Source organism: Rhodovulum sp. HP10 (genome assembly GCF_047553435.1).
Lineage (GTDB): Bacteria > Pseudomonadota > Alphaproteobacteria > Rhodobacterales > Rhodobacteraceae > Rhodovulum.
The window spans coordinates 3482452-3502792 of the sequence record NZ_CP180201.1; the positions used below are offsets into that span (position 1 = coordinate 3482452).

General features: G+C 68.5%; 14 protein-coding genes and 1 tRNA gene. 10 read left to right on the top strand and 5 right to left on the bottom strand.

The annotated features are described in order from the left end of the window. Positions 1-138: 138 nt before the first annotated feature. The 3 genes from ACK8CO_RS16295 to ACK8CO_RS16305 are packed head-to-tail and all read left to right on the top strand — an operon-like array spanning position 139 to position 5062. On the top strand, positions 139-1206 hold the full coding sequence (locus ACK8CO_RS16295) for an HlyD family secretion protein (protein ID WP_414897310.1): 1068 nt from the start codon (positions 139-141) through the stop codon (positions 1204-1206). A gap of 3 nt (positions 1207-1209) precedes the next feature. Next, positions 1210-3939 (top strand): ribosome-associated ATPase/putative transporter RbbA, encoded by a 2730-nt coding sequence (rbbA, locus tag ACK8CO_RS16300; protein ID WP_414897311.1) that lies wholly within the window; start codon positions 1210-1212, stop codon positions 3937-3939. Positions 3940-3943: 4 nt separating this feature from the next. After that, positions 3944-5062, top strand: coding sequence for an ABC transporter permease (locus tag ACK8CO_RS16305; RefSeq protein WP_080616880.1), 1119 nt, complete (start codon positions 3944-3946; stop codon positions 5060-5062). A gap of 433 nt (positions 5063-5495) precedes the next feature. On the opposite strand, the gene glmS is transcribed toward ACK8CO_RS16305, so the two are convergent. Both glmS and glmU read right to left on the bottom strand, forming a co-directional pair. Next, positions 5496-7319 (bottom strand): glutamine--fructose-6-phosphate transaminase (isomerizing), encoded by a 1824-nt coding sequence (gene glmS, locus ACK8CO_RS16310; RefSeq protein ID WP_414897312.1) that lies wholly within the window; start codon positions 7317-7319, stop codon positions 5496-5498. Between the two features lie 42 nt (positions 7320-7361). Further along, positions 7362-8702, bottom strand: coding sequence for a bifunctional UDP-N-acetylglucosamine diphosphorylase/glucosamine-1-phosphate N-acetyltransferase GlmU (gene glmU / locus ACK8CO_RS16315; RefSeq protein WP_414897313.1), 1341 nt, complete (start codon positions 8700-8702; stop codon positions 7362-7364). A gap of 126 nt (positions 8703-8828) precedes the next feature. Between glmU and ACK8CO_RS16320 the strand changes: the two genes are divergently transcribed. The 4 genes from ACK8CO_RS16320 to ACK8CO_RS16335 all read left to right on the top strand — a co-directional run bounded on the left by ACK8CO_RS16320 (position 8829) and on the right by ACK8CO_RS16335 (position 13654). Continuing rightward, the gene (locus tag ACK8CO_RS16320) at positions 8829-9500 is read left to right on the top strand and encodes an HAD-IA family hydrolase (RefSeq protein ID WP_080616877.1); all 672 of its coding nucleotides are present in this window, start codon (positions 8829-8831) and stop codon (positions 9498-9500) included. A gap of 3 nt (positions 9501-9503) precedes the next feature. Then, entirely contained in the window at positions 9504-10697 is a 1194-nt protein-coding gene (locus tag ACK8CO_RS16325) for a DegT/DnrJ/EryC1/StrS family aminotransferase (protein WP_414897314.1), read from the top strand. Positions 10698-10923: 226 nt separating this feature from the next. Next, entirely contained in the window at positions 10924-11367 is a 444-nt protein-coding gene (locus ACK8CO_RS16330) for a MarR family winged helix-turn-helix transcriptional regulator (RefSeq protein WP_414897315.1), read from the top strand. Beyond that, the gene (locus ACK8CO_RS16335) at positions 11360-13654 is read left to right on the top strand and encodes an ATP-binding cassette domain-containing protein (RefSeq protein ID WP_414897316.1); all 2295 of its coding nucleotides are present in this window, start codon (positions 11360-11362) and stop codon (positions 13652-13654) included. The genes ACK8CO_RS16330 and ACK8CO_RS16335 overlap by 8 nt, the downstream gene beginning before the upstream one ends. A gap of 1112 nt (positions 13655-14766) precedes the next feature. Here ACK8CO_RS16335 and ACK8CO_RS16340 read toward each other — a convergent pair. Further along, complete coding sequence (locus ACK8CO_RS16340; protein ID WP_231119109.1) at positions 14767-15009, bottom strand: hypothetical protein; 243 nt, start codon at positions 15007-15009, stop codon at positions 14767-14769. Between the two features lie 761 nt (positions 15010-15770). Further along, positions 15771-16865 carry an MFS transporter gene (locus ACK8CO_RS16345; RefSeq protein WP_414897317.1) on the bottom strand — a complete coding sequence of 365 codons (1095 nt, stop codon included), beginning with the start codon at positions 16863-16865 and terminating at the stop codon, positions 15771-15773. 148 nt (positions 16866-17013) lie between these two features. Between ACK8CO_RS16345 and ACK8CO_RS16350 the strand changes: the two genes are divergently transcribed. Continuing rightward, entirely contained in the window at positions 17014-17781 is a 768-nt protein-coding gene (locus ACK8CO_RS16350) for an AraC family transcriptional regulator (protein WP_414897318.1), read from the top strand. Between the two features lie 237 nt (positions 17782-18018). Here ACK8CO_RS16350 and ACK8CO_RS16355 read toward each other — a convergent pair. Continuing rightward, positions 18019-18106, bottom strand: a tRNA-Ser gene (locus ACK8CO_RS16355). Positions 18107-18411: 305 nt separating this feature from the next. Between ACK8CO_RS16355 and ACK8CO_RS16360 the strand changes: the two genes are divergently transcribed. Together ACK8CO_RS16360 and ACK8CO_RS16365 are read left to right on the top strand one after the other, a co-directional pair. Beyond that, positions 18412-19137 carry a hypothetical protein gene (locus ACK8CO_RS16360; RefSeq protein ID WP_414897319.1) on the top strand — a complete coding sequence of 242 codons (726 nt, stop codon included), beginning with the start codon at positions 18412-18414 and terminating at the stop codon, positions 19135-19137. A gap of 39 nt (positions 19138-19176) precedes the next feature. Further along, entirely contained in the window at positions 19177-20340 is a 1164-nt protein-coding gene (locus ACK8CO_RS16365; RefSeq protein ID WP_414897320.1) for a D-alanyl-D-alanine carboxypeptidase family protein, read from the top strand. The last annotated feature ends 1 nt before the right edge of the window (position 20341 follow it).

Sequence of the window (20341 nt, forward strand, 5' to 3'; positions counted from 1 at the left end):
GGCGCCGAGCTTGCCCCTGTCTGTCCCGCATGCGACACAACCCCGATGAGCGAAAGACGGCCGCTGCCGCTCGTGCTCCCCGTGTGCTGGTCAATGCCGACGGGGCAGACGGGCCGAGGCCGCGCGAAGGTGATCCCGATGAGCGACAGACAGATCTTTCCCGACCTTTCCGACAGCCTTTCCCCGCGCGGGCCGCGCCGCGCCCTGTTCGGGTCCGCGCTTCTTGCGCTGAGCCTGGCCGTCGTCGCGGCCCCGGTCCCGGCCCATGCCGATGGCGGGTTCGCGGGGCTGTGGCACAGGCTTGTCGGCCCGGCCGAGCCCCGCGGCATTGCAAGTTCGAACGGGCGGCTGGAGGCCCAGAGCGTCGATGTCGCCACCAAATATGCCGGCCGCGTCGCGGCGGTCGAGGTCGCGGAGGGCGCGACGGTCGAGGCGGGGGCGGTGATCGCCCGGATCGACGATCGCGATACCCGGGCGCAGCTTCTGGGCGCGCGGGCGGCGGTCCTGCGCGCCAAGGCCGCCCGCGAGCTGGCCGAGGCCAGCGTGATGCAGGCGCAAAGCGCGCTGGACGTGGCGCGGACCAATCGTGCACGGGTCGAGCGGCTGCATGCCGATGGCCATGCCAGCGACAGCGCCTATGACGATGCCAGAAATGCCTTCACCTCGGCCGAGGCCTCGCTGGCGATGGCCCGGGCCCAGGTCAGCGATGCCGAGGCGCTGATGGCCTCGAGCTCGGCCGAGGTCGACCGGCTGGAAATCGCGCTTGACGATCTGACGATCCGGGCGCCGATCCGCGGACGGGTGCTGTACCGGCTGCACGAGCCCGGCGAGGTGCTGGCGGCGGGCACGCCGGTCGTCACCCTGCTCGACCTGACCGATGTCTACATGAACATCTATCTGCCCGCGACGACGGTGGGGCTGATCTCGGCCAATGACGAGGCGCGGCTGATCCTCGATCCGATCCCGCAATATGTGGTGCCGGCGCGGGTGACCTTCATCTCGCCCGAAAGCCAGTTCACCCCGAAGAGCGTCGAGACCATGGCCGAGCGCGAGGATCTGGTCTTCCGCGTCAAGCTGACGATCCCGCGCAACCTGCTCGAGCGCTTCGAGGATCAGGTCAAGACCGGCGTCCGTGGCCGTGGCTTCGTGCGCACCGCGCCCGCGACGCCCTGGCCGGCCGATCTTCAGGTCCAGCTTCCGGACTAGGTCATGGCACCGGTTCCGGAGCATTCTCCCGAGGCGGGTGGCATCGCCGCCGAGATCGTCGGGCTGACCCACCGCTATGGCGGCAAGGCGGCGCTTTCGGACATCGGTCTTGCCGTGCCGGCCGGCTGCATGACCGGGCTGATCGGCCCTGACGGTGTCGGCAAGTCGACGCTGCTGGGGCTGGTCGCGGGCGTCCGGCGGCTGCAGGAGGGCCAGCTGCGCGTGCTTGGCCGCGACATGTCGGACCCGGCCGCCCGGCGCGCGCTTGCGCCCCGCATCGCCTATATGCCGCAAGGGCTGGGGCGAAACCTCTATCCGACGCTTTCGGTACGCGAGAACCTCGAATTCTTCGGGCGGCTCTTCGGGCAGGGCGCGGCCGAACGCGGGCGCAGGATCGGGATGCTGCTGGAGGCGACCGGGCTTGCGCCCTTTCCGGACCGGCCCGCGGGCAAGCTGTCGGGGGGGATGAAGCAGAAGCTCGGCCTGTGTTCGGCGCTGATCCACGACCCCGACCTGCTGCTTCTCGACGAGCCGACGACCGGGGTCGACCCGCTTTCGCGGCGCCAGTTCTGGGAGCTGATCGATCATATCCGGGCCGAGATGCCGGGCATGAGCGTGCTGGTCGCCACCGCCTATATGGAAGAGGCGGACCGTTTCGACTGGCTTGCGGCGATGAATGCGGGCCGGGTGCTGGCCTCGGGAAGCCCGGCCGAGCTGAAGGCGCGGGCGGGGGCTGCCACGCTGGAAGAGGCCTTCGTGCAACTGCTGCCGGACCGGTCCGGGGCGCCGCCGCTGGTGGCGCGCCCGCTTGGGCAGGGCAGCGGACGTGTCGCCATCGCGGCCCGCCACCTGACCCGGCGCTTCGGCGATTTCACGGCCGTCGACGATGTCAGTTTCACCATCCCCGAGGGCGAGATCTTCGGCTTTCTCGGCTCGAATGGCTGCGGCAAGTCGACCACGATGAAGATGCTGACCGGGCTGCTCGATCCGAGCGAGGGCGAGGCCGAGCTGTTCGGCCGGAAACTGCGCGCCTCCGATATCGAAAGCCGGATGCGGATCGGCTACATGTCGCAGGGGTTCTCGCTGTATTCCGAGCTGACGGTGCGCCAGAACCTCGAGCTGCATGCCGATCTCTACCATCTGCCGAAAGAACGGCGCGGTCCCCGTGTCGACGAGGTTCTGGCCGAGTTCGAGCTCGGCGCGCTGGCCGACCGCCTGCCCTGGGATCTGCCGCTGGGCCAGCGCCAGCGCCTGCAGCTGGCGGTGGCCACGCTGCATGCGCCGCAGGTGCTGATCCTCGACGAGCCGACCTCGGGCGTCGATCCGGTGGCGCGCGACGCCTTCTGGCGCACGCTTCTGTCCTTGTCGCGCGACAAGGGCGTCACGATCTTCATCTCGACCCATTTCATGAACGAGGCCGAGCGCTGCGACCGGATCTCGCTGATGCATGCGGGCCGGGTGCTCGATGTCGGCACCCCCGCCGAGATCGTCGCCCGGCGCGGCGCAGCCTCGCTGGAAGAGGCCTTCATTTCCTGCCTCGAGGCCGAACTGGCGCCCGGTCAGGCCGCCCCGGCCGCCCCGGCGGTCCCGGTTGCGGCGCCGCAGGCGCAAACCGTGCCGCGCTTCGGCGGCATGACCCGGCTCTGGGCCTATTGCTGGCGCGAGACGCTCGAGCTGATGCGCGACCCGATCCGGGTCTTCTTCGCCCTGGCGGGTCCCGCGATCCTGCTGTTGACGATGGGCTACGGCATTTCCTTCGATGTCGACCGGCTGAGCTTTGCCGTCCGCGATCAGGATCACAGCCCGGAAAGCCGCGAGCTGGTCGAGCAGTTCACCTCGATCCGGCAATTCGCCGAAACCGCGCCGCTGGGCGGTACGTCCGATCTGGGCGACCGGATGGTGCGTGGCGACCTGACGGTCGCGCTGGAAATCCCAGACGGCTATGGCCGCGATCTCAGGCGCGGCGATGTGCCGGAGGTCTCGCTCTGGATCGACGGGGCGATGCCGTTCCGGGCCGAGACCGCGCGCAGCTATGCGCTGGGGCTGATGTCGGATTATGCCACCCGCCGCGCGGAGGGCCAGGCAGCCAAGGTCGGCATCGAGAGCCGCTTCCTGTTCAACCAGTCCTTCAAGAGCGCGCATGCCATGGTGCCCTCGATGATGATGGTGATCCTGATGCTGATCCCGGCGATCATGTCGGCGATCAGCGTGGTGCGCGAGAAGGAGACCGGCACCATCGCCAATTTCCGCTCCACCCCGGTCACCCGGTTCGAATTCCTGCTGGGCAAGCAGCTTCCCTATCTGGCGATCGCCTGGGCGAGCTTCTGGATGCTCTATGCGATCGGACGCACGGTTTTCGGCGTGCCCTTCACCGGCAGCCTGGCGGCGCTGGCCGGGCTGTCCTTCCTCTATGTCTTCGCGACAACGGGGTTCGGCCAGCTGGTCTCGTCCTTCACCCGCAGCCAGGTCGCGGCGGTCTTCGCGACGGCGGTGCTGTCGATCATCCCGGCGGTGAACTTCTCGGGGCTGATCCTGCCGGTCGCCTCGCTCGATATGCCCGGGCGGCTTGTCGGGCAGGGCTTTCCCAGCGCCTGGTATCAGGCGGTGACCAGCGGCACCTTCCTCAAGGGTCTCGGCTGGGCCGATGTGGCGCCGAATGCCGCCGTGCTGGCGGGGTTCTGCCTGATCTATCTGACCCTCGCGATCCTCGGGCTGCGGAAACAGGAGGCCTGAGCCGATGCGAAGCCTGCTCAACACGCTGCGCCTGACGCTGAAGGAGCTGAGCGCGATCCGCCGCGACCGGGTAATGGTGGTGCTGATCCTCTATGTCTTCACCGTCGCGACCTGGATGGTCGCCAATGCGGCCTCGACCGAGATCCGCGATCTGGCGGTCGCGGTGGTCGACGAAGACCGCAGCCCGCTGTCGCATCGGCTGACCGACGCGATCCGGCCGCCGCTGTTCAGCGAGGCGCCGGTGCTGTCGCCCGAGGCGGCGGCCCGGGCCCAGCTGAAGGGGCGCTATGTCCTGGTGCTCTCGATCCCGCCCGATTTCGAGCGCGACCTGCTGTCGGGCCATGCCCCGAAACTGATGCTGCTGGTCGATGCCACCGCCATGGCCCAGGCCGGCAACGGCGCGGCCTTCCTGCAGCAATTGCTGGCGGCCGAGCTGCAGGACTATGCCGATCCGGGCGGGGACGGGACGGCCCCGGTCGATGTGGTGTTCCGCAACCGCTTCAATCCGAACCTGACCGCGACCTGGTTCACCTCGGTGATGCAGCTGATGAACAACGTCACCATCCTGACCCTGATCCTGTCGGGGGCGGCGATGATCCGCGAGCGCGAGCAGGGCACCATCGAACATGTGCTGGTGATGCCGGTCCGCCCGCACGAGATCGTGCTGTCGAAGATCCTGGCCTCGGGGCTCGTCATCCTGCTGGCCTCGGTCGCGAGCCTGGTGACGGTGATCCACTGGGGGCTTGGCGTGCCGCTGACCAATTCGCTCGGGCTCTATGCGCTGGGGGCGGCGGTCTATGTGGTCGCCGTCGGCAGCATCGGGCTGTTGCTGGCCACCTTCACCCGCAACATGGGCCAGTTCGGGCTGCTGGTGATCCCGGTCATCGTGGTGATGCTGCTGCTGTCGGGCGGGGTGACGCCGCTTGAATCCATGCCGGTCTGGATGCAGGCGGTGGTCCGGGCGGTCAGCCCCGCGCCGCATTTCGTCGCCTTCGCGCAATCGGTCCTCTATCGCGATGCGGGGGTCGCGCAGGTGGCGGGCGAGCTCTTGTGGATGGCGGCGATGGCGGCGCTGGCGCTGAGCGTGGTCTTGGTGCGGTTCCGCAAGGTGCTGTCGGGCTGAGCCGGAACCGCGCCGCCTTGCCCGGCGCCTCGTGCCCATGCCGCGATGAGGTTGGCCTGTCGGCGGAATGGGCATGGGCGCTTCCCTGCCGGATCAGCCTTCCTGGGGGCAACCGGGCTCGCGACGGCGCCGCCTTCGAGAGCGCCGCGCCGGGGATGGGCCCGCCCCGCCGCGATGCCGGGCTGCGGGTGGGATCTCCCGCGCCCCGCGCCGCCGGCGATGGTCCGCGCTCCGAACCGGATGCCTGTCCGCGCGCCCCGGAACGGGCGCGGCCGTCGCTTCACCGGGACGCTCGCCCGAGGGCCTGACAGAGGGCTTTCCGGGGCCGTCCGGGTCGTCTCGCAAGGCGTATCCGGACAGGGAATGGCCGACAAGGGCGCGGGCCTTGCCAGCCAATCCCGAAGGCCGGGTGCCGGGGCCGGGGCAGCGGCGGCTATTCGACGGTGACCGATTTCGCGAGATTGCGCGGCTGGTCGACATCGGTGCCCTTGGCGACGGCGGTGTGATAGGCCAGAAGCTGCACCGGCAGCGCATAGAGCATCGGCGCGAAGAGATCGGGCGCCTCGGGCAGGACCAGCGTTTCCCAGACGCCGCTCCCGGCTTCGGCCGCGCCGCGGGCATCGGTGATCAGCAGAACCGGGCCGCCACGCGCCATCACCTCCTGCATGTTCGAGACGGTCTTGTCGAACAGCCGGTCATAGGGCGCCATCACGATCACCGGCACGGTCTTCTCGACAAGCGCGATCGGGCCGTGCTTGAGTTCGCCACTGGCATAGCCTTCGGCATGGATATAGCTGATTTCCTTAAGCTTCAGCGCGCCTTCCAGCGCCAACGGGTACATCGCGCCACGGCCGAGGAACAGCACGTCGGTGGCTTCGGCCAGGCGCGCGGCCAGACGCCGGATCGGCTCGTGCAGCGCAAGTGCCGCGTTGAACCGCCCCGGCATCGCCCTCAGCGCGGCGAGATGCAGGGCCAGATCCGCCGGGGCGAGCCGCCCGCGCTGCCGCGCGGCCTCGAGCGCCAGCAGCGCCAGCACGGCCAGCTGGCAGGTGAAGGCCTTGGTCGAGGCGACGCCGATTTCGGCGCCCGCAAGGATCGGCAGCGCCAGGTCGCTTTCGCGCGCGATCGAGCTTTCGGCGACATTCACCACCGAAACGATCCGGTCGGCCCGGTTCTTGCAGTAGCGCAGCGCGGCCAGCGTGTCGGCGGTTTCGCCCGACTGGCTGACGAAGATCGCCAGCGTGCCCTCGGGAATGGGCGGTTCGCGGTAGCGGAATTCCGAGGCCACATCTACATCGACCGGCAGCCCGGCCAGCCGCTCGACCCAGTACTTGGCGGTGAGGCAGGCCAGATAGGCGGTGCCGCAGGCGACCATGGTGATCCGGGTGACGCCCGAGAAGTCGATGCCGCCGCCGGGCAGGGCGATCTCGGTGCCCTCCTCGCCCAGATAATGGCGCAGCGCATCGCCCAGCACCGCGGGCTGTTCGGCGATCTCCTTGGCCATGAAATGCTTGTAGCCGCCCTTCTCGACCCGGGTGGCGTCGATCTCGATGGTGCGGATCTCGCGCGGGACCAGATCGCCCGTGGCGTCGAAGATCTCGACGCCCGCGCGGGTGACGACGGCGCGGTCGCCCTCTTCGAGATAGGTGATCCGGTTGGTCAGCGGGGCCAGCGCGATGGCATCCGAGCCCACGAACATCTCACCTTCGCCATGACCCACCGCCAGCGGCGAGCCCTTGCGGGCGGCGATCATCAGATCGTCCTCGCCCTCGAACAGGAACAAGAGCGCGAAGGCGCCTTCCAGCCGGTCGATGGCGCGGGCCGCGGCCTCGCGCGGCGTGAGCCCCTCGTCGAGATAGGTCTGGGCCAGATGCGCCACCGTCTCGGTATCGGTATCGCTTTCGAAGCCGATGCCGCGGGCGCCGAGCTCGTCGCGGAGCGCGCGGAAATTCTCTATGATGCCGTTATGGACCACCGCGACCCGGCCCGCGCGCTGGGGATGGGCATTGGCGAGGGTGGGCGCGCCATGGGTGGCCCAGCGGGTATGGCCGATCCCGGCCTTGCCGGGCAGGGGCTCGTGGACCAGAAGGTCCGAGAGGTTGACAAGCTTGCCCACCGCCCGGCGGCGGTCGAGCCGCCCGGCATTGACGGTGGCGATCCCGGCGCTGTCATAGCCCCGGTATTCGAGCCGCCCCAGTGCCGCCACCAGCAGCGGCGCGGCCTCGTGATCTCCCAGAACGCCGACGATTCCGCACATGCGATTTGCTCCGTATGAGGCGGGATATCCCGCCTTCTGTCCCTATCGTTTTGCTTTTTCGGCCCGAAGGCGGTCCATCAGCCGCCGCGCGAGCCCCGGCTTGACTTGCTGGCGCGCGCGGCCGAGTGCCAGCGCGTCCTCGGGCACGTCCGAGGTGATGACAGAGCCCGAGGCGGTCATGGCATGGGCGCCGATCCGCACCGGCGCCACCAGCATCGTGTCCGAGCCGATGAAGGCATGGGCGCCGATCTCGGTGCGGTGCTTGAAGACGCCGTCGTAATTGCAGGTGACGGTGCCCGCGCCGATATTGGCCTGCTCGCCGATGGTGGCGTCGCCGATATAGGTCAGGTGGTTGACCTTGGCGCCCTCGGCCACCTGCGCATTCTTGATCTCGACGAAATTGCCGACCCGCACATCCTCGGCAAGTTCCGCGCCGGGGCGCAGGCGGGCGAAGGGCCCGACCACGGCGCCGCGGCTGACATGACAGCCCTCGAGATGCGAAAAGGCCCGGATCCGGGCACCGGATTCGACGGTGACATCAGGGCCGAAGATCACGTTGGGCTCGATCACCGCATCGCGGCCGATCACGGTGTCGAAGGCGAAGAAGACGGTTTCGGGCGCTGTCAGCGTCACGCCGTTCTCCAGCGCCTCGGTGCGGGCGCGGGCCTGGAAGGCGGCTTCGGCCGCAGCCAGATCGGCGCGCGAATTGACGCCCAGCGTCTCGGCCTCGTCGCAGATCACGACACCGGCCGACAGCCCGCGCGTGCGGGCCAGCCCGACCACGTCGGTCAGGTAGTATTCGCCCGCCGCATTGTCGTTCGACAGCGCGCCGATCAGCTCGAACAGGGTCGCGCAATCGCCCGCGATCACGCCCGAATTGCACAGGGTCAGGGCGCGTTCGGCCTCGGTCGCGTCCTTGTATTCGACGATCCGGTCGAGCGTCTCGCCGGCCATCACCAGCCGCCCGTAGCGCTTGGGGTCGGCGGCATGAAAGCCCAGTACCACCACCGCATGATCGGCGCGCGCCGCCATCATCGCCTCGAGCGTCTCTGGCCGGATGAAGGGGGTGTCGCCGTAAAGCACGATCGCGTCGCCCGAAAACCCGTCCAGCGCGGGGCGCGCCTGGGCCACGGCATGGCCGGTGCCAAGCTGCTCGGTCTGCTCGACGACGGCGACCTCGGGGTCGATGTCGAGTGCCGCGACGCGCACCGCCTCGGCCTGATGTCCGGTCACGACGACGGTCAGGGCCGGGTCGAGCGCGCGGCCGGCCGCCATCGCATGGGCCAGAAGCGGCGCTCCGGCGACCTCGTGCAGCACCTTGGCACGGTCGGACATCATCCGGCTGCCCTGGCCGGCGGCCAGGAGGATCAGGGCGGTGGGCATGGGGGTATCTGCTCTTTCCTTTTTCTCGTCCCCCTTTTATCGCGGTTCCTGCGGTTCGCAACCGGCGGCCGGTTCACTTGGCATTTCGCTCTGTTACAGAGGCACGGACGGGAAAGAGAGGCACGCATGAGGACGGTAATCTTCGATCTGGACGGAACGCTGGCCGATACCAGCCGCGATCTGATCGACGCGGCCAATGCCTGCTTCGAGGCGCTGGGGCAGGGCGCTTTGCTCGATGCCGAGGCCGATGCGACGACCGCCTTCCTGGGCGGCCGGGCGATGCTTCAGCTCGGCTTCGAACGGCTGGGGCTGATCGGCGAAGACGCGCCGGTGGCCGAACAGTATCCGTTGTTCTTCGATCATTACGCGGCCGGGCTCGACCGCCATACCCGGCTTTATCCCGGCGCCGTCGAGGCGGTCGAGCGACTGCGCGAGGCGGGCATCGGGGTCGGGATCTGCACCAACAAGCCCACGGCGCTGGCCGAAGAGCTGATGACCCGGCTCGGCGTGCGCGGGCTGTTTGCCTCGCTGGTCGGTGCCGATACGCTGCCGGTGCGCAAGCCCGACCCGGCGCCTTATGCGCTGGCGGTCGAGCAGGCGGGCGGGCAGGTCGGCTGCTCGCTTCTGGTCGGCGATACCTTCACCGACCGCGCAACCGCGCGCGCCGCGGGCGTGCCCTGCGTGCTGGTCAGCTTCGGTCCGGCGGCGGACGAGATGCCCGGGCTGGAACCCGATGCCCTGATGGCCGATTATGCCGAGCTCGACGGCCTCGTCGCGAAGCTTCTGCCCGCGGCCTGAGCCATGGGGCGGCGCTTTTCCCGCAGCTTCACCCAGCAGGAGCCGCTCTCCGAGGCGGCGATCGAGGCGGCGGTCGCGGTGCTCCGGCACGGGCGGCTGCATCGCTACAATCTTGCCGGGGACGAGGCGGGCGAGGTGGCGCTGCTCGAAGAGGAGTTCGCGGCCTTCACCGGGGCGCGTTTCGCGCTGGCGGTGGCCTCGGGCGGCTATGCTCTGGCCACCGCGCTTCGCGCCCTGCAGGTCGGCCCCGGCGAGCCGGTCCTGACCAATGCCTTTACGCTGGCACCGGTGCCGGGCGCGATTGCCAGCCTCGGCGCGCGGCCGGTGCTGGTCGAGGTCACGCCCGATCTGGTGATCGATCTCGGCCATCTCGAGGCCCGGATCGCCGGAACCGGGGCGCGGGTGCTGCTGCTGTCGCATATGCGCGGCCATATCTGCGACATGGACCGGCTGATGGCGATCTGCGACGGCGCGGGGGTCGCGGTGATCGAGGATTGCGCCCATACGATGGGGGCCGCCTGGAACGGGGTGCCGTCGGGGCGGCATGGCGCGATGGCCTGCTATTCGACCCAGACCTACAAGCATCTCAATTCGGGCGAGGGGGGCTTGCTGATCTCGGACGATCCCGGATTGATGGCCCGGGCGGTGCTGCTCTCGGGGTCCTACATGATGTATCCGCGCCACCGCGCAGCCCCGGCGCCCGAGCATTTCGAGGGGCTCCTGGCCGAGGTGCCGAATGTCTCGGGGCGGATGGATGCGCTGCGTGCCGCGATCCTGCGGCCGCAACTGGCCGGGCTGCCGGACCGTGTCGCGCGCTGGGAGGCGCTTTACCGCGCGCTCGAGGCGGGGCTTCGCGCCACGCCGGGGATCGCGCTGATCGCGCGGCCCGCCTGCGAGCGTTTCGTCGGCTCGTCCTTCCAGTTCCGGCTGCCCGGCTGGCAACCCGGGCGCATCGCGGCCTTCCTGACCCGCGCCGCCGCGCGCGGGGTTGAACTGAAATGGTTCGGCGCCGAGCAGCCGCAGGGCTTCACCTCGCGCTATGTCCATTGGGGCTATGCCGCGCCCGAGCCTTTGCCCCAGACCGACCGGGTGCTGGCCGGGCTGATCGATCTGCGGCTGCCGCTGACCTTTTCGCCCGCCGATTGCCGCGAGATCGCGGCGATCCTCGTTGAGGAACTCGCCGCGGATCGGGCCTAGGCGTCCCTGCTGCCGGCCCCGGTGACAGGCGGTCGGGCCCCGGCCCGTCCGGCCCGGGCGCGCCTGCGTTGTCCGCCTCTCGGGCAGGGGCTTCGCATCCTTCTTCCAAAAGCCCGGGCGCGCAGCGCAGGCCCGGGGCTTCGCTGCAAGGATGATGTCGGAAAGGGCATCATCCGGTCTGCGCAATTGCATTGACGGGCTCTTTTTGCAGGAATATCATTTCCATATGGAAACCAATAATATCGATCCTCTCGAAAGCGCGCTGTCCTTGTTGCAGTGCGAGCTGGTTGCCCGACGCAATCGGTTCACACCCGAGACGGTGACCTGGGCCCAGTATGACGTTCTGGATGTCCTGCGCATCGAGGGGGCCCTGCGCCCGTCGGTCCTCAGCGACCGGCTTGGTGTCGCGCGTCCGCAGCTTTCGAAGGCATTGCGGGTGCTCAAGGATCTGGGGCTCGTGGATCAGGTCCCCGATGATGAGGACCGGCGTGTCCAGGCGACCATGCTCAGCGCAGAGGGCAGGGCCTTCATGGACCGCGCGGCCCTGCAGCGGCATGACGCCGCGCAGCGGGTGGCCTCGGTGATGACGCCGGGGGAACAGGCGATCTTCGCCGAGCTTTGCCGCAAGGCGGTCAGCGGGTTGCAGGCAGAGGTCTGCGCGGATGACTGACAGGCCGATGCGCATCCTGCGCGCACGCACGAACAATCTCCGGAATGTCTCGCTCGACATCCCCAAGGGCCGGATCGTGGTCTTTACCGGCGTTTCCGGTTCGGGGAAATCCTCGCTTCTGTTCGACACCATCGCCGCTGAATCCCAGCGCCAGCTGGCCGAGACCTATCCGAGCTTCGTGCGCAACCGGCTTCCGCATCATGGCCAGCCGGATGCGGACCGGCTAGAGAACCTGCCCGCCTCGATCATTGTCGATCAGCATCGTCTGGGCGGGAATCGTCGATCCACGGTCGGGACCGCAACCGAGATATATGCCCTGCTGCGGCTGCTCTTTTCCCGCATCGGCACGCCGCATGTGGGGGAATCCAGTCTGTTTTCCTTCAATAACCCCGACGGGATGTGCTCGCGATGTCAGGGGCTGGGAACGGTGCGCAGGATCGATCAGGCCGCCTTGTTCGACCGCGTCCGCTCGCTGGACGAGGGCGCGATCCTGTTCCCGGGGTTCGAACCGGGGGCGTGGCGCTGGAAACGCTATGCCCTGTCCGGCTTCTTCGATACCTCGAAGCCGCTTTCCGCCTATGGCGAGGCGGAATGGAGGCGCCTGACCGTCGAGGAGGGCACGCCGGTCACCGATCCGAAGCCGGGCTGGCCGAAAAGCACGGTTTACGAGGGCGTTCTGCCGCGCCTCCGGCGTTCGTTCCTCGACCGCGACGAGGCGGATCTGTCAGAGGCCGAGCGCGACGCCCTGAGCCGCATCACCCTCAGCGGGCCCTGCGAAGCCTGCGGCGGCGGCCGTCTCAATCCGGACGTGCTGTCCTGCCGGATCGCGGGGCGCAATATCGCGGATTGCGCGGCGATGGAGGCCAGCGAACTGCTGGAGTTCATTCGCGGGATCGATGTGCCGGAAATGCGTCCGGTTTTGTCCGCGCTGACCGAGAAGCTCGAGAGCATGATCGAGATCGGTCTCGACTATCTCAGTCTGGATCGCGGCACGTCCGGGCTCTCGGGCGGCGAGTCGCAGCGGATCAGGATGATCCGCCATCTCGGCAGCAGCCTTTCGGATATCGCCTATATCCTTGACGAGCCGAGCGTCGGGCTTCACGCCCGGGACGTGCATCATCTCGGCCAGTTGCTGCTTCGCCTTCGGGAAAAGGGCAACAGCGTCCTGCTGGTCGAGCATGACCCCGATCTGATCGCCATCGCCGATCACGTGGTCGATATGGGCCCCGGCGCCGGGACATCCGGCGGAACCATTGTCTATCAGGGGACGGTGGCCGGCCTGCGGCAGGCGGAGACCCCGACCGGCTGCGGCTTTCGAAAGTCTCATGACCTCAACCCGACGCCCCGCAGGCCAACCGGCTGGATCGGCCTGCGCAACCGGTCGATGTTCAACCTGCAGGATCTTTCCGTCGATATTCCCCTGGGCGTGATGACGGTGATCGCGGGGGTTGCGGGGTCCGGGAAATCCACGCTTGCCAGTCGCATATTGCCGGGGTGCCGTGCCGATGTCGTCGTCATCGACCAGGCCGAGCTTCGCGGCTCGTCCCGCTCCACGCCTGCCAGCTATCTCGGCATCATGGACGATATCCGTCGGGAATTCGCCCGGTCGAGCGGAAAGCCCGTCGGGCTGTTCAGCACCAACGCGGCCGGTGGCTGTCCCGTCTGCAAGGGGCGCGGGACGGTCAGGACCGATCTGGCCTTTCTCGATGCGGTCGAGGCGCCATGCGAGGCCTGCGCCGGCTCGGGCTATGGCGTCGAAGCCCGGTCCATTCGGGTCGCGGGACATTCCATCGACCGGGTCATGGGGCTGCGCGCCCCGCAAGCCCGGGCCCTGTTTCGCAGTCACCGGGCGATCACGGAGGCGCTCGCGCGGCTGGAGCAGGTGGGGCTGGCCTATATGCAGATCGGGCAGCGCCTGTCGACCTTGTCGGGCGGCGAGCGGCAGAGGCTGAAACTGGCCGCCGAACTCGGGCGCGCTGGCCGTATCTACGTCATCGACGAGCCGACCTCCGGTCTTCACATGGCCGATGTCGAGCGTCTGATAAAGCTGTTCAGGACCCTCACCGAGCGGGGAATGACGCTGATCGTCGTCGAGCATAATCTCGACATGATCGCGGCTGCGGACCATGTCATCGAGATGGGCCCCGGTGCGGGTCGGCGCGGAGGTCGCATCATCTATCAGGGCGCCCCCGCCGGGCTGATCTCGGACAGCCTGTCGGTGACCGGGCCCTATCTGGCCAGGGCCTTCGGATGCCGTCCAGCGGCGGCCGCTCCCTCGGGGAGATAGCAGCCGATCGCGGCGACGCGCCCGTCGGCCTATGACATGGCGGATCGCCCCTGTGACCTGATCCTCTCCGAAGGAGGCTTTCGAACCCGATGGCGGGCGAAGGCATTGAGCAAGAGAGGCGGTCGGTTTCGTAAGCCGTGGGGCCTGATCGACGCTGGATCTATCCGGCTTGACGGCCCGGACTTTAAAGAACGCGTCGCGTGGCCCCGGGGGCATGGCGTGGGCGTCAAGGCCAGAGGATCGGCCATGTCCCATTGGTCCCGGCAGAATGGGCGAGGAGGCTCTGGCGCCGGACTGCGAAGCTGCAGGCCGTGTGCTGCCCCACGGACGGCATCCGCGATCTGAAGCAAGCCTTGCCTTCCGGCGGGAAGGCCGGTGGCGCGGGCGGGCAGGGCCAGCAACAGGCGTCGGCCGCGTGGGCATGTCAGCGGTCGAGGTGGTCGAGCGGGCGTCGGTCGCGGCCTCTTCGGCGCAGCACCGGAGCAGGGGGCATCTGCCCTTGTTGCCCCTATCGCGGCCGGCGGGGGCCGTCGTCCCGGGGGTCGGCGACATCCCCCCGGGCGGTCGGGGGCCGGGAGCGTCCTTCGGGCAGGATGGGCTCTGCCCGTAGCCGCCTCGGCGGCCCGCTCGATCCGGGCAGGATGGGCCGTCCGCGACGACCCTTTCGGTCATCATTGGAACGCCGGATCTCCCGGCACTCCGACACCCCGTGGATGCCGGGGGTCGGCGCCGCATCCGGGTTCCCGCGCATCTGCAGGACCGCCGTTCGGGCGAGCGCCTCCGGGGTCCGTTGCGGTTTCACTGTCAGCGCCGATCAGCCGGGGAAATCTGTTTCGTTGCACCGCGCCTTTACCCCCCGCGTCCTGTGCGCGAGGGCAATGAAAACTTCAGGGACAGGGCATTTGAAAGGAGACGGCATTCCGGTCTCGACCCTCCGCAGAACCGACCGGCATCCGAATGACGGCGTCGATCCGGGTGTCTGCTTGCCTGATGCGGTATCTTCCAGCTGGACGGCGCCACGAACGCGCGCGTCCCGCCCGGAGGATCGGGGCGGCTGGACGCGCCAGGCTGCAGCAAATCCCGGGTTTCAGAATGCCTGCGGAGGGCAAGGCTCAGGGCCTGCCGTCCTCCGCCTCCCCGGTGGGCGTCGGGTCGTTGTAGTCATCGGGGTTGAACTCTTCCGGATCGAAAGCCTCGTCTTCCTGGCCGATTCCGGTCACGTAGGATGTCCCCGTCTCTTCATCGAACACCAGGCCATAGGTGGCACGGCCGTCCGATTTGAACCGGAGGTATTCGTGGAAGCCGGCATAGAGGAAAGCCAGCACGAACGGGGTCAGGATCAGGGCGGTGAGCATATGAGCGTCGATGGATGGCTCCTTTCAGGGCTGATCCGCAGGATGGGCTTTGTGACGGCGATATAGCACCAATCCGGGGAAGATTCGAATCGTCCTCGCTGAAGACGATCCGGGGCTCCCGTCGGTTCGGGCGCAGCAGGCGTTGCACCGGCCCGCCGAGCCCTCTTCCGAAGGTCCGGCATGGCGCAAGGTTGCCCGTGGGATCGGGGGATATCGGCTGGCCTTCGGCCCGGGGGCTTCGCAACATCCCTCGAATGGCGATCTGCCCCTCCCGCTCCGATTTCGGCCCTGCATCAATCGGCCCCGGTCGCCTCGGCCCTCTGTAGAAAAGATATGTCCGACTGTCCCGCAAGCATGCGGCCCTCTGTGCGACCCGTGGGACGGCCCTCGGTGCCGGACCGGGCCGCGATCCGGGCCCGCGCGCGAGGGGGCGATTGCGCGCCTTCCGCCCGGAGGGCATCTGTCCTGCAGCACTGCCGTGAGATCCGAATTCTCCGGCGAGAGTCCGGTGCCGTCGCGGGCATGGATCGGCGCCCTGCGGCCTTGTCCTGCCCGCTCTTTCAAACCGGATGCGCTCGGATCGGAAGCCTGGCCCCCTGACGCGAGCGCGGCTGCGATGCCCCCCACCGCGCGATCCTTGCGCCTCGCAGCCCTGTCGACCAGCGAAGGGGGGCTTTCCGGCGGGAGGGCAGCGCCGCCGAGACGGTGCGCTGCGAGAGCCTGCGCGCCACCCGGCTCTCCGGCGCCTGCTTGCCCGGGGATCATCTGTCCGCCACGGAAGGCCGCCGGATGGCAAGCGCGGCAAGCATGGCGCAGGCGAGGAGGAGAAGATCCAGCCTCTGCCCCCAGCCGGCGATTGCGAGGCCCAGCCCGAGGAGCGTGTAGTAGAGCAGGCTCAGGATCGCGCCCGCGGTGCCGAGCCTGTCGGCGTAGTTCCGCAAGGCCTCTGCAAGGATGTTCGGGATTGCAATGGCATAGGCCAGGGCGACGATGGCCGTCCCGATCAGGAAGGCCGGGCCGGATGCCAGCAGGGTCACCAGCAGCGCACCGAGTGTCAGCAGAAGGACGCCATATCCGACGATCTGTCCGGGGCTTTTGCCGCGCCGCAGCAGACGTGAATTCGCATATGCGCCCAGCAGCGAGGCCGCCGCCAGCACAAGGCCGCTTTGCCCGAATTCCAGCCAGCGGTTTTCCAGGCGCTCGAACAGGAAGGGGCCGAGCTGATAATATCCGAAGATGGCGAGGTTGAAGGCCGCGATCAACACCGCATTGCGCCAGATTTGGCCGTCCCGCGACATGTCCCGCACTGTCGGCAGAAACCGCTGCGGCGGAATTTCGGCAGGCCGCGTTTCGGGCCAGAAGGCAAGGCTCAGGGCGAACAGGGCAATCGCAAGCAGGCCAAGCCCGGCGAACAGGCCCCGGTGACCGGCATGGGAGGAGATCGCCTGCCCGAGGAGCATGCCGATGGCCGGGCTGACCGCGAGGGCAAGGCCCAGCAGGGCGAAGACGCGGGAGAGCTCGGTGCCGCGATAGCTGTCGCGCAGCGAGGTCTGCGTGACGATCGAGCCGACCGCCGCGCCGAAGGCCGAGAGGAGCCGTGCGATCAGGAGGTGCGGAAACGCCGTCGCGATCAGGGCCCAACCCGCGCCGAGGGCATAAAGCGCAAGGCCTGCAAGCAATGCGGGACGGCGGCCGATGATGTCGCAGAGCCGTCCCCAGCCGACCACGCCGAGGGCGAAGGCGACAAACCACAAGGACAGGGTCTGCGCGGCCTCTTCGGGCGTGGCGCGATAGGCCGAAGCGATCAGCGGCAGGGCGGGGCTGTAGATGGTCTCGACGATCTGAGGGAAGCTCAAAAGGAGCATTACAAGCGCGAGGGGCGGATGGCGGAACATGGCGGAACCCGGATTCTGTTACGTTCCGCGTGCTCTATCGCGGTGCCATTTCGCCGGTTACAAACATAATGTCAAAATACATCTGAAATCCGACATAGGGGGAAGCGCCGTGGCATGGCTGGCACCGTCGGACCCGTTCGATGTCGACCGACTGGCCCGGCCGGTCGTCGGCATCGCCTCGCGCATGGTTCAGCACGATTCCGGTTGGCACAGCCATGCGCGTGGCCAGCTGCTTTTCGCCCATGCAGGATCGATCCGGATCAGGCTGCCTGACGCGACCTCGATCCTGCCACCGATCCGGATGGCATGGATCCCGCCCGGAACGCCGCATCGCGTCACCATCCGCAGCGAGGTTGAATACCGTTCCATCTATCTCGACGGGACCCGTGTCGCCGTGCCCTTTGCCGGGACGGCGATCGTCGCGATGACCCCGCTGTTGCGCGAGGTGTTCGAGCGCATGAGCCTGCAGCCCTTCGACACGGACTGGTCTGCGGGAGCGGCGCGGAATTTGCTGGCGGTCTGTCTGGATGAGCTTGCCACGGCGCGGCATGAACCCATGCTGCTGCCGGTGCCATCCGATCCGCGTCTGGCCCGGCTCGATCTCGACGAGCTTCCGCCGGGGCTGGAGGTCCTGTCGGGCCGCATCGCCGTCACCGCGCGGACGATCTCGCGCATCTTCCGCCGCGAGACGGGCATGAGCTATCAGGCATGGCGGCAAAGCTGGCGGCTCCTGCGGGCGGTGGACCTGCTTGCCTCGGGGCTTGGCGTGACGCGGGTGGCATCGGAACTGGGCTTCTCGAGCGACAGCGCCTTCATCGCATTCTTCCGGCAGATGACGGGCGAGACGCCCAGGCGCTATATCGACAAGGAGGGATGATGGGGATTGCACGAGGGGCGACGACCGAGGGGAAGGTGCGAAATCGCGGCCGCGCGACAAAACGGGACAGGCGTCGTGGCGAAGGGCCTGTCTGGTGTCGCGGTTGGCGCCGGTCTCCCGTTGGTGGCGCTTTCCCCTGACCGGCGGAAGACCCGGCCCGCGCCGAGGGTCTCACCGGATCGCGGGTTTGATGCGGGGTGGCGTTTCGTCCCGGTTAAATCAATGTCCTATGGATCTTGGCGGATGAGGTGGGATTCGAACCCACGGAACCTTTCGGTTCGCTGGTTTTCAAGACCAGTGCCTTCGACCGCTCGGCCACTCATCCTTATGTCGCTGTCGCATTTTGGGCCTGACCCAAGGGGAGGTGGCCGCCGGTCCGGACAGTGCAGGTCAGACTTACCCGCTCGGCCCCGGGGCGACAACTGCCTTCTCTATCCACAAGGGGCGTTGGGGGAATCGCGGCGCGGGGACGGGAATGGGGACGGGAAAAGCGATGGGGAGGCGGCTTTTCTTGCAGGCGCTCCGGGGCTATGCTTTCAGACATCGTCCCGAGGCGCGGGCCGGTCGGCCCGGCACCCCGGGCGCGAAGACGACGCAGCATGGTGAACCTGCGCGAAAGAGGGGCAAGGCATGCAAGCATATCGGATGGCGCCTGTGGCGGTCCTTCCGGGCGCTGCGGGCGGTTTGGCCGCCTGCCAGATGGGCGCCGGTACCGGGTTTTTCAGGACAGGCGGCCCCCGTGCCGCGCCTGCCCATCCTGCGTCGGCCCGTGCTGCGCCTGTCCGGGTCGAGCCTGCCATTGCCGCGGCAGCGGAAGACGAGAAGGTCGAGGCGCCGGAGATCTTCCATGTCGAGAAGGCCGGGCTCCGCGGTGCGCCTCCCGATGCGGCCGTTCCCGGAGGCGTTCCGATCCGCAATTCCGGAACCGGCCGGTCGGCTGCGGGGACGCTGCTCCGACGCGAAGGCGACCCCCGGGGGCGGCGGCTGCGGGTGTCCTTGAAAGCCGCGGCGCAGATCGGGCTGCCGGAAGGGACGCCGTCCGGGATCGCCGTCTCCGCGCTCCGGCGCGCGCCTGCGCGGCAGGCTGCGGACCGGAGGGCAGAGGCCCCGGGCGCGGAAGCGGTCAAGGGCGGTTTCGTGCATCTGGCCACCCCCGAGAGCGCCGATGGGGCGGCGGCGAGGGGCGTGCGGTTCGGCAAGGCCGGGCTCTCGGCCGAAATCCGCGCGCCGGATCCGGGAGGGCGGCGGCTCTGGCGCGTCGTCGCCGGTCCCGCTAAGACCGGAGCCGACCGGACGGCGCTGATCGGGGCGGTGCGCGGGCCGGGCCGTGACGATGCCTGTGCCGTCAACCGCTGAGCCGTCCCTGCGACGCCGGACCCAATGCGAGAGGTGACCATGCGACCGACCTTCCTGTCCGCCCTTGCCGGGGCCCTTTCCCTGCTGGCGCTTGCCGCTCCGGCCCAGGCCAGTTTCGAGACCCGGGCGGGCGCTGCCTATGTCGTCGACCAGTCGACCGGCACCGTGCTGCTGTCGAAGAATGCCGATCAGCCGGTGCCGCCGGCCTCGATGTCCAAGCTGATGACGCTGAACATGCTGTTCGAGGCGCTGCGCGACGGCCGGGTGACGCTCGAGACCCAGTTCTCGGTCTCGTCCAGGGCGATGGCGATGGGCGGCTCGACGATGTTTCTCAACGAGCGCGACCGGCCGACCGTCGAGGACCTGATCCAGGGCATCATCGTGCAGTCGGGCAACGATGCCTGCGTGGTGGTGGCCGAGGGGCTGGCGGGCACCGAAGAGGCCTTCGCCCGGCTGATGACCGAGCGCGCCCATGTGCTGGGCATGACCAATTCGACCTTCGCCAATGCCAGCGGCTGGCCGCATCCCAACCAGCGCATGAGCATGCATGATCTGGGCGTTCTGGCGATGCGGCTGATTGACGAGTTTCCCGAATATTACGGTTTCTTCGGCGAGCAGGAATACGACTATGACGGCCGCGCGCCGCAGAACCGCTTCAACCGCAACCCGCTTCTGAAGCTCGGGATCGGCGCCGACGGGCTGAAGACCGGCCATACCGAGGAGGCGGGCTATGGGCTCGTCGGTTCGGCGCTGCAGAACGGGCGGCGGGTCACCTTCGTGGTCTCGGGGCTGGACAGTTCCGAGCAGCGCGCCGAGGAAGGCGAGCGGATCATCAACTGGGCGTTCCGCCAGTTCGTCCAGCGCGACGTTCTGCGCCGGGGCGAACGGCTGGCCGAGACCGATGTCTGGATGGGCGAGATCGAGAAGGTCGGCCTTGTCGCCCGCGACGATCTGGAAGTGCTGCTGCCCGCCGTCGTGCGCGACACGGTCGAGGCCGAGGTGCATTACCACGATCCGGTGCTGGCGCCGATCGTGGCTGGCCAGGAGCTGGGCGAACTGGTGATCCAGCGTCCCGACATGGAGCCCCTGAGGGTGCCGCTGGTGGCCGAGCGCGACGTGGCGCGGGGAGGCTTCGTGCCGCGGCTGCGGACCGCGACCGAGGTGATCCTGCGCTGGGCCGAAGAGAAGGCCGCCGATCTCTGAA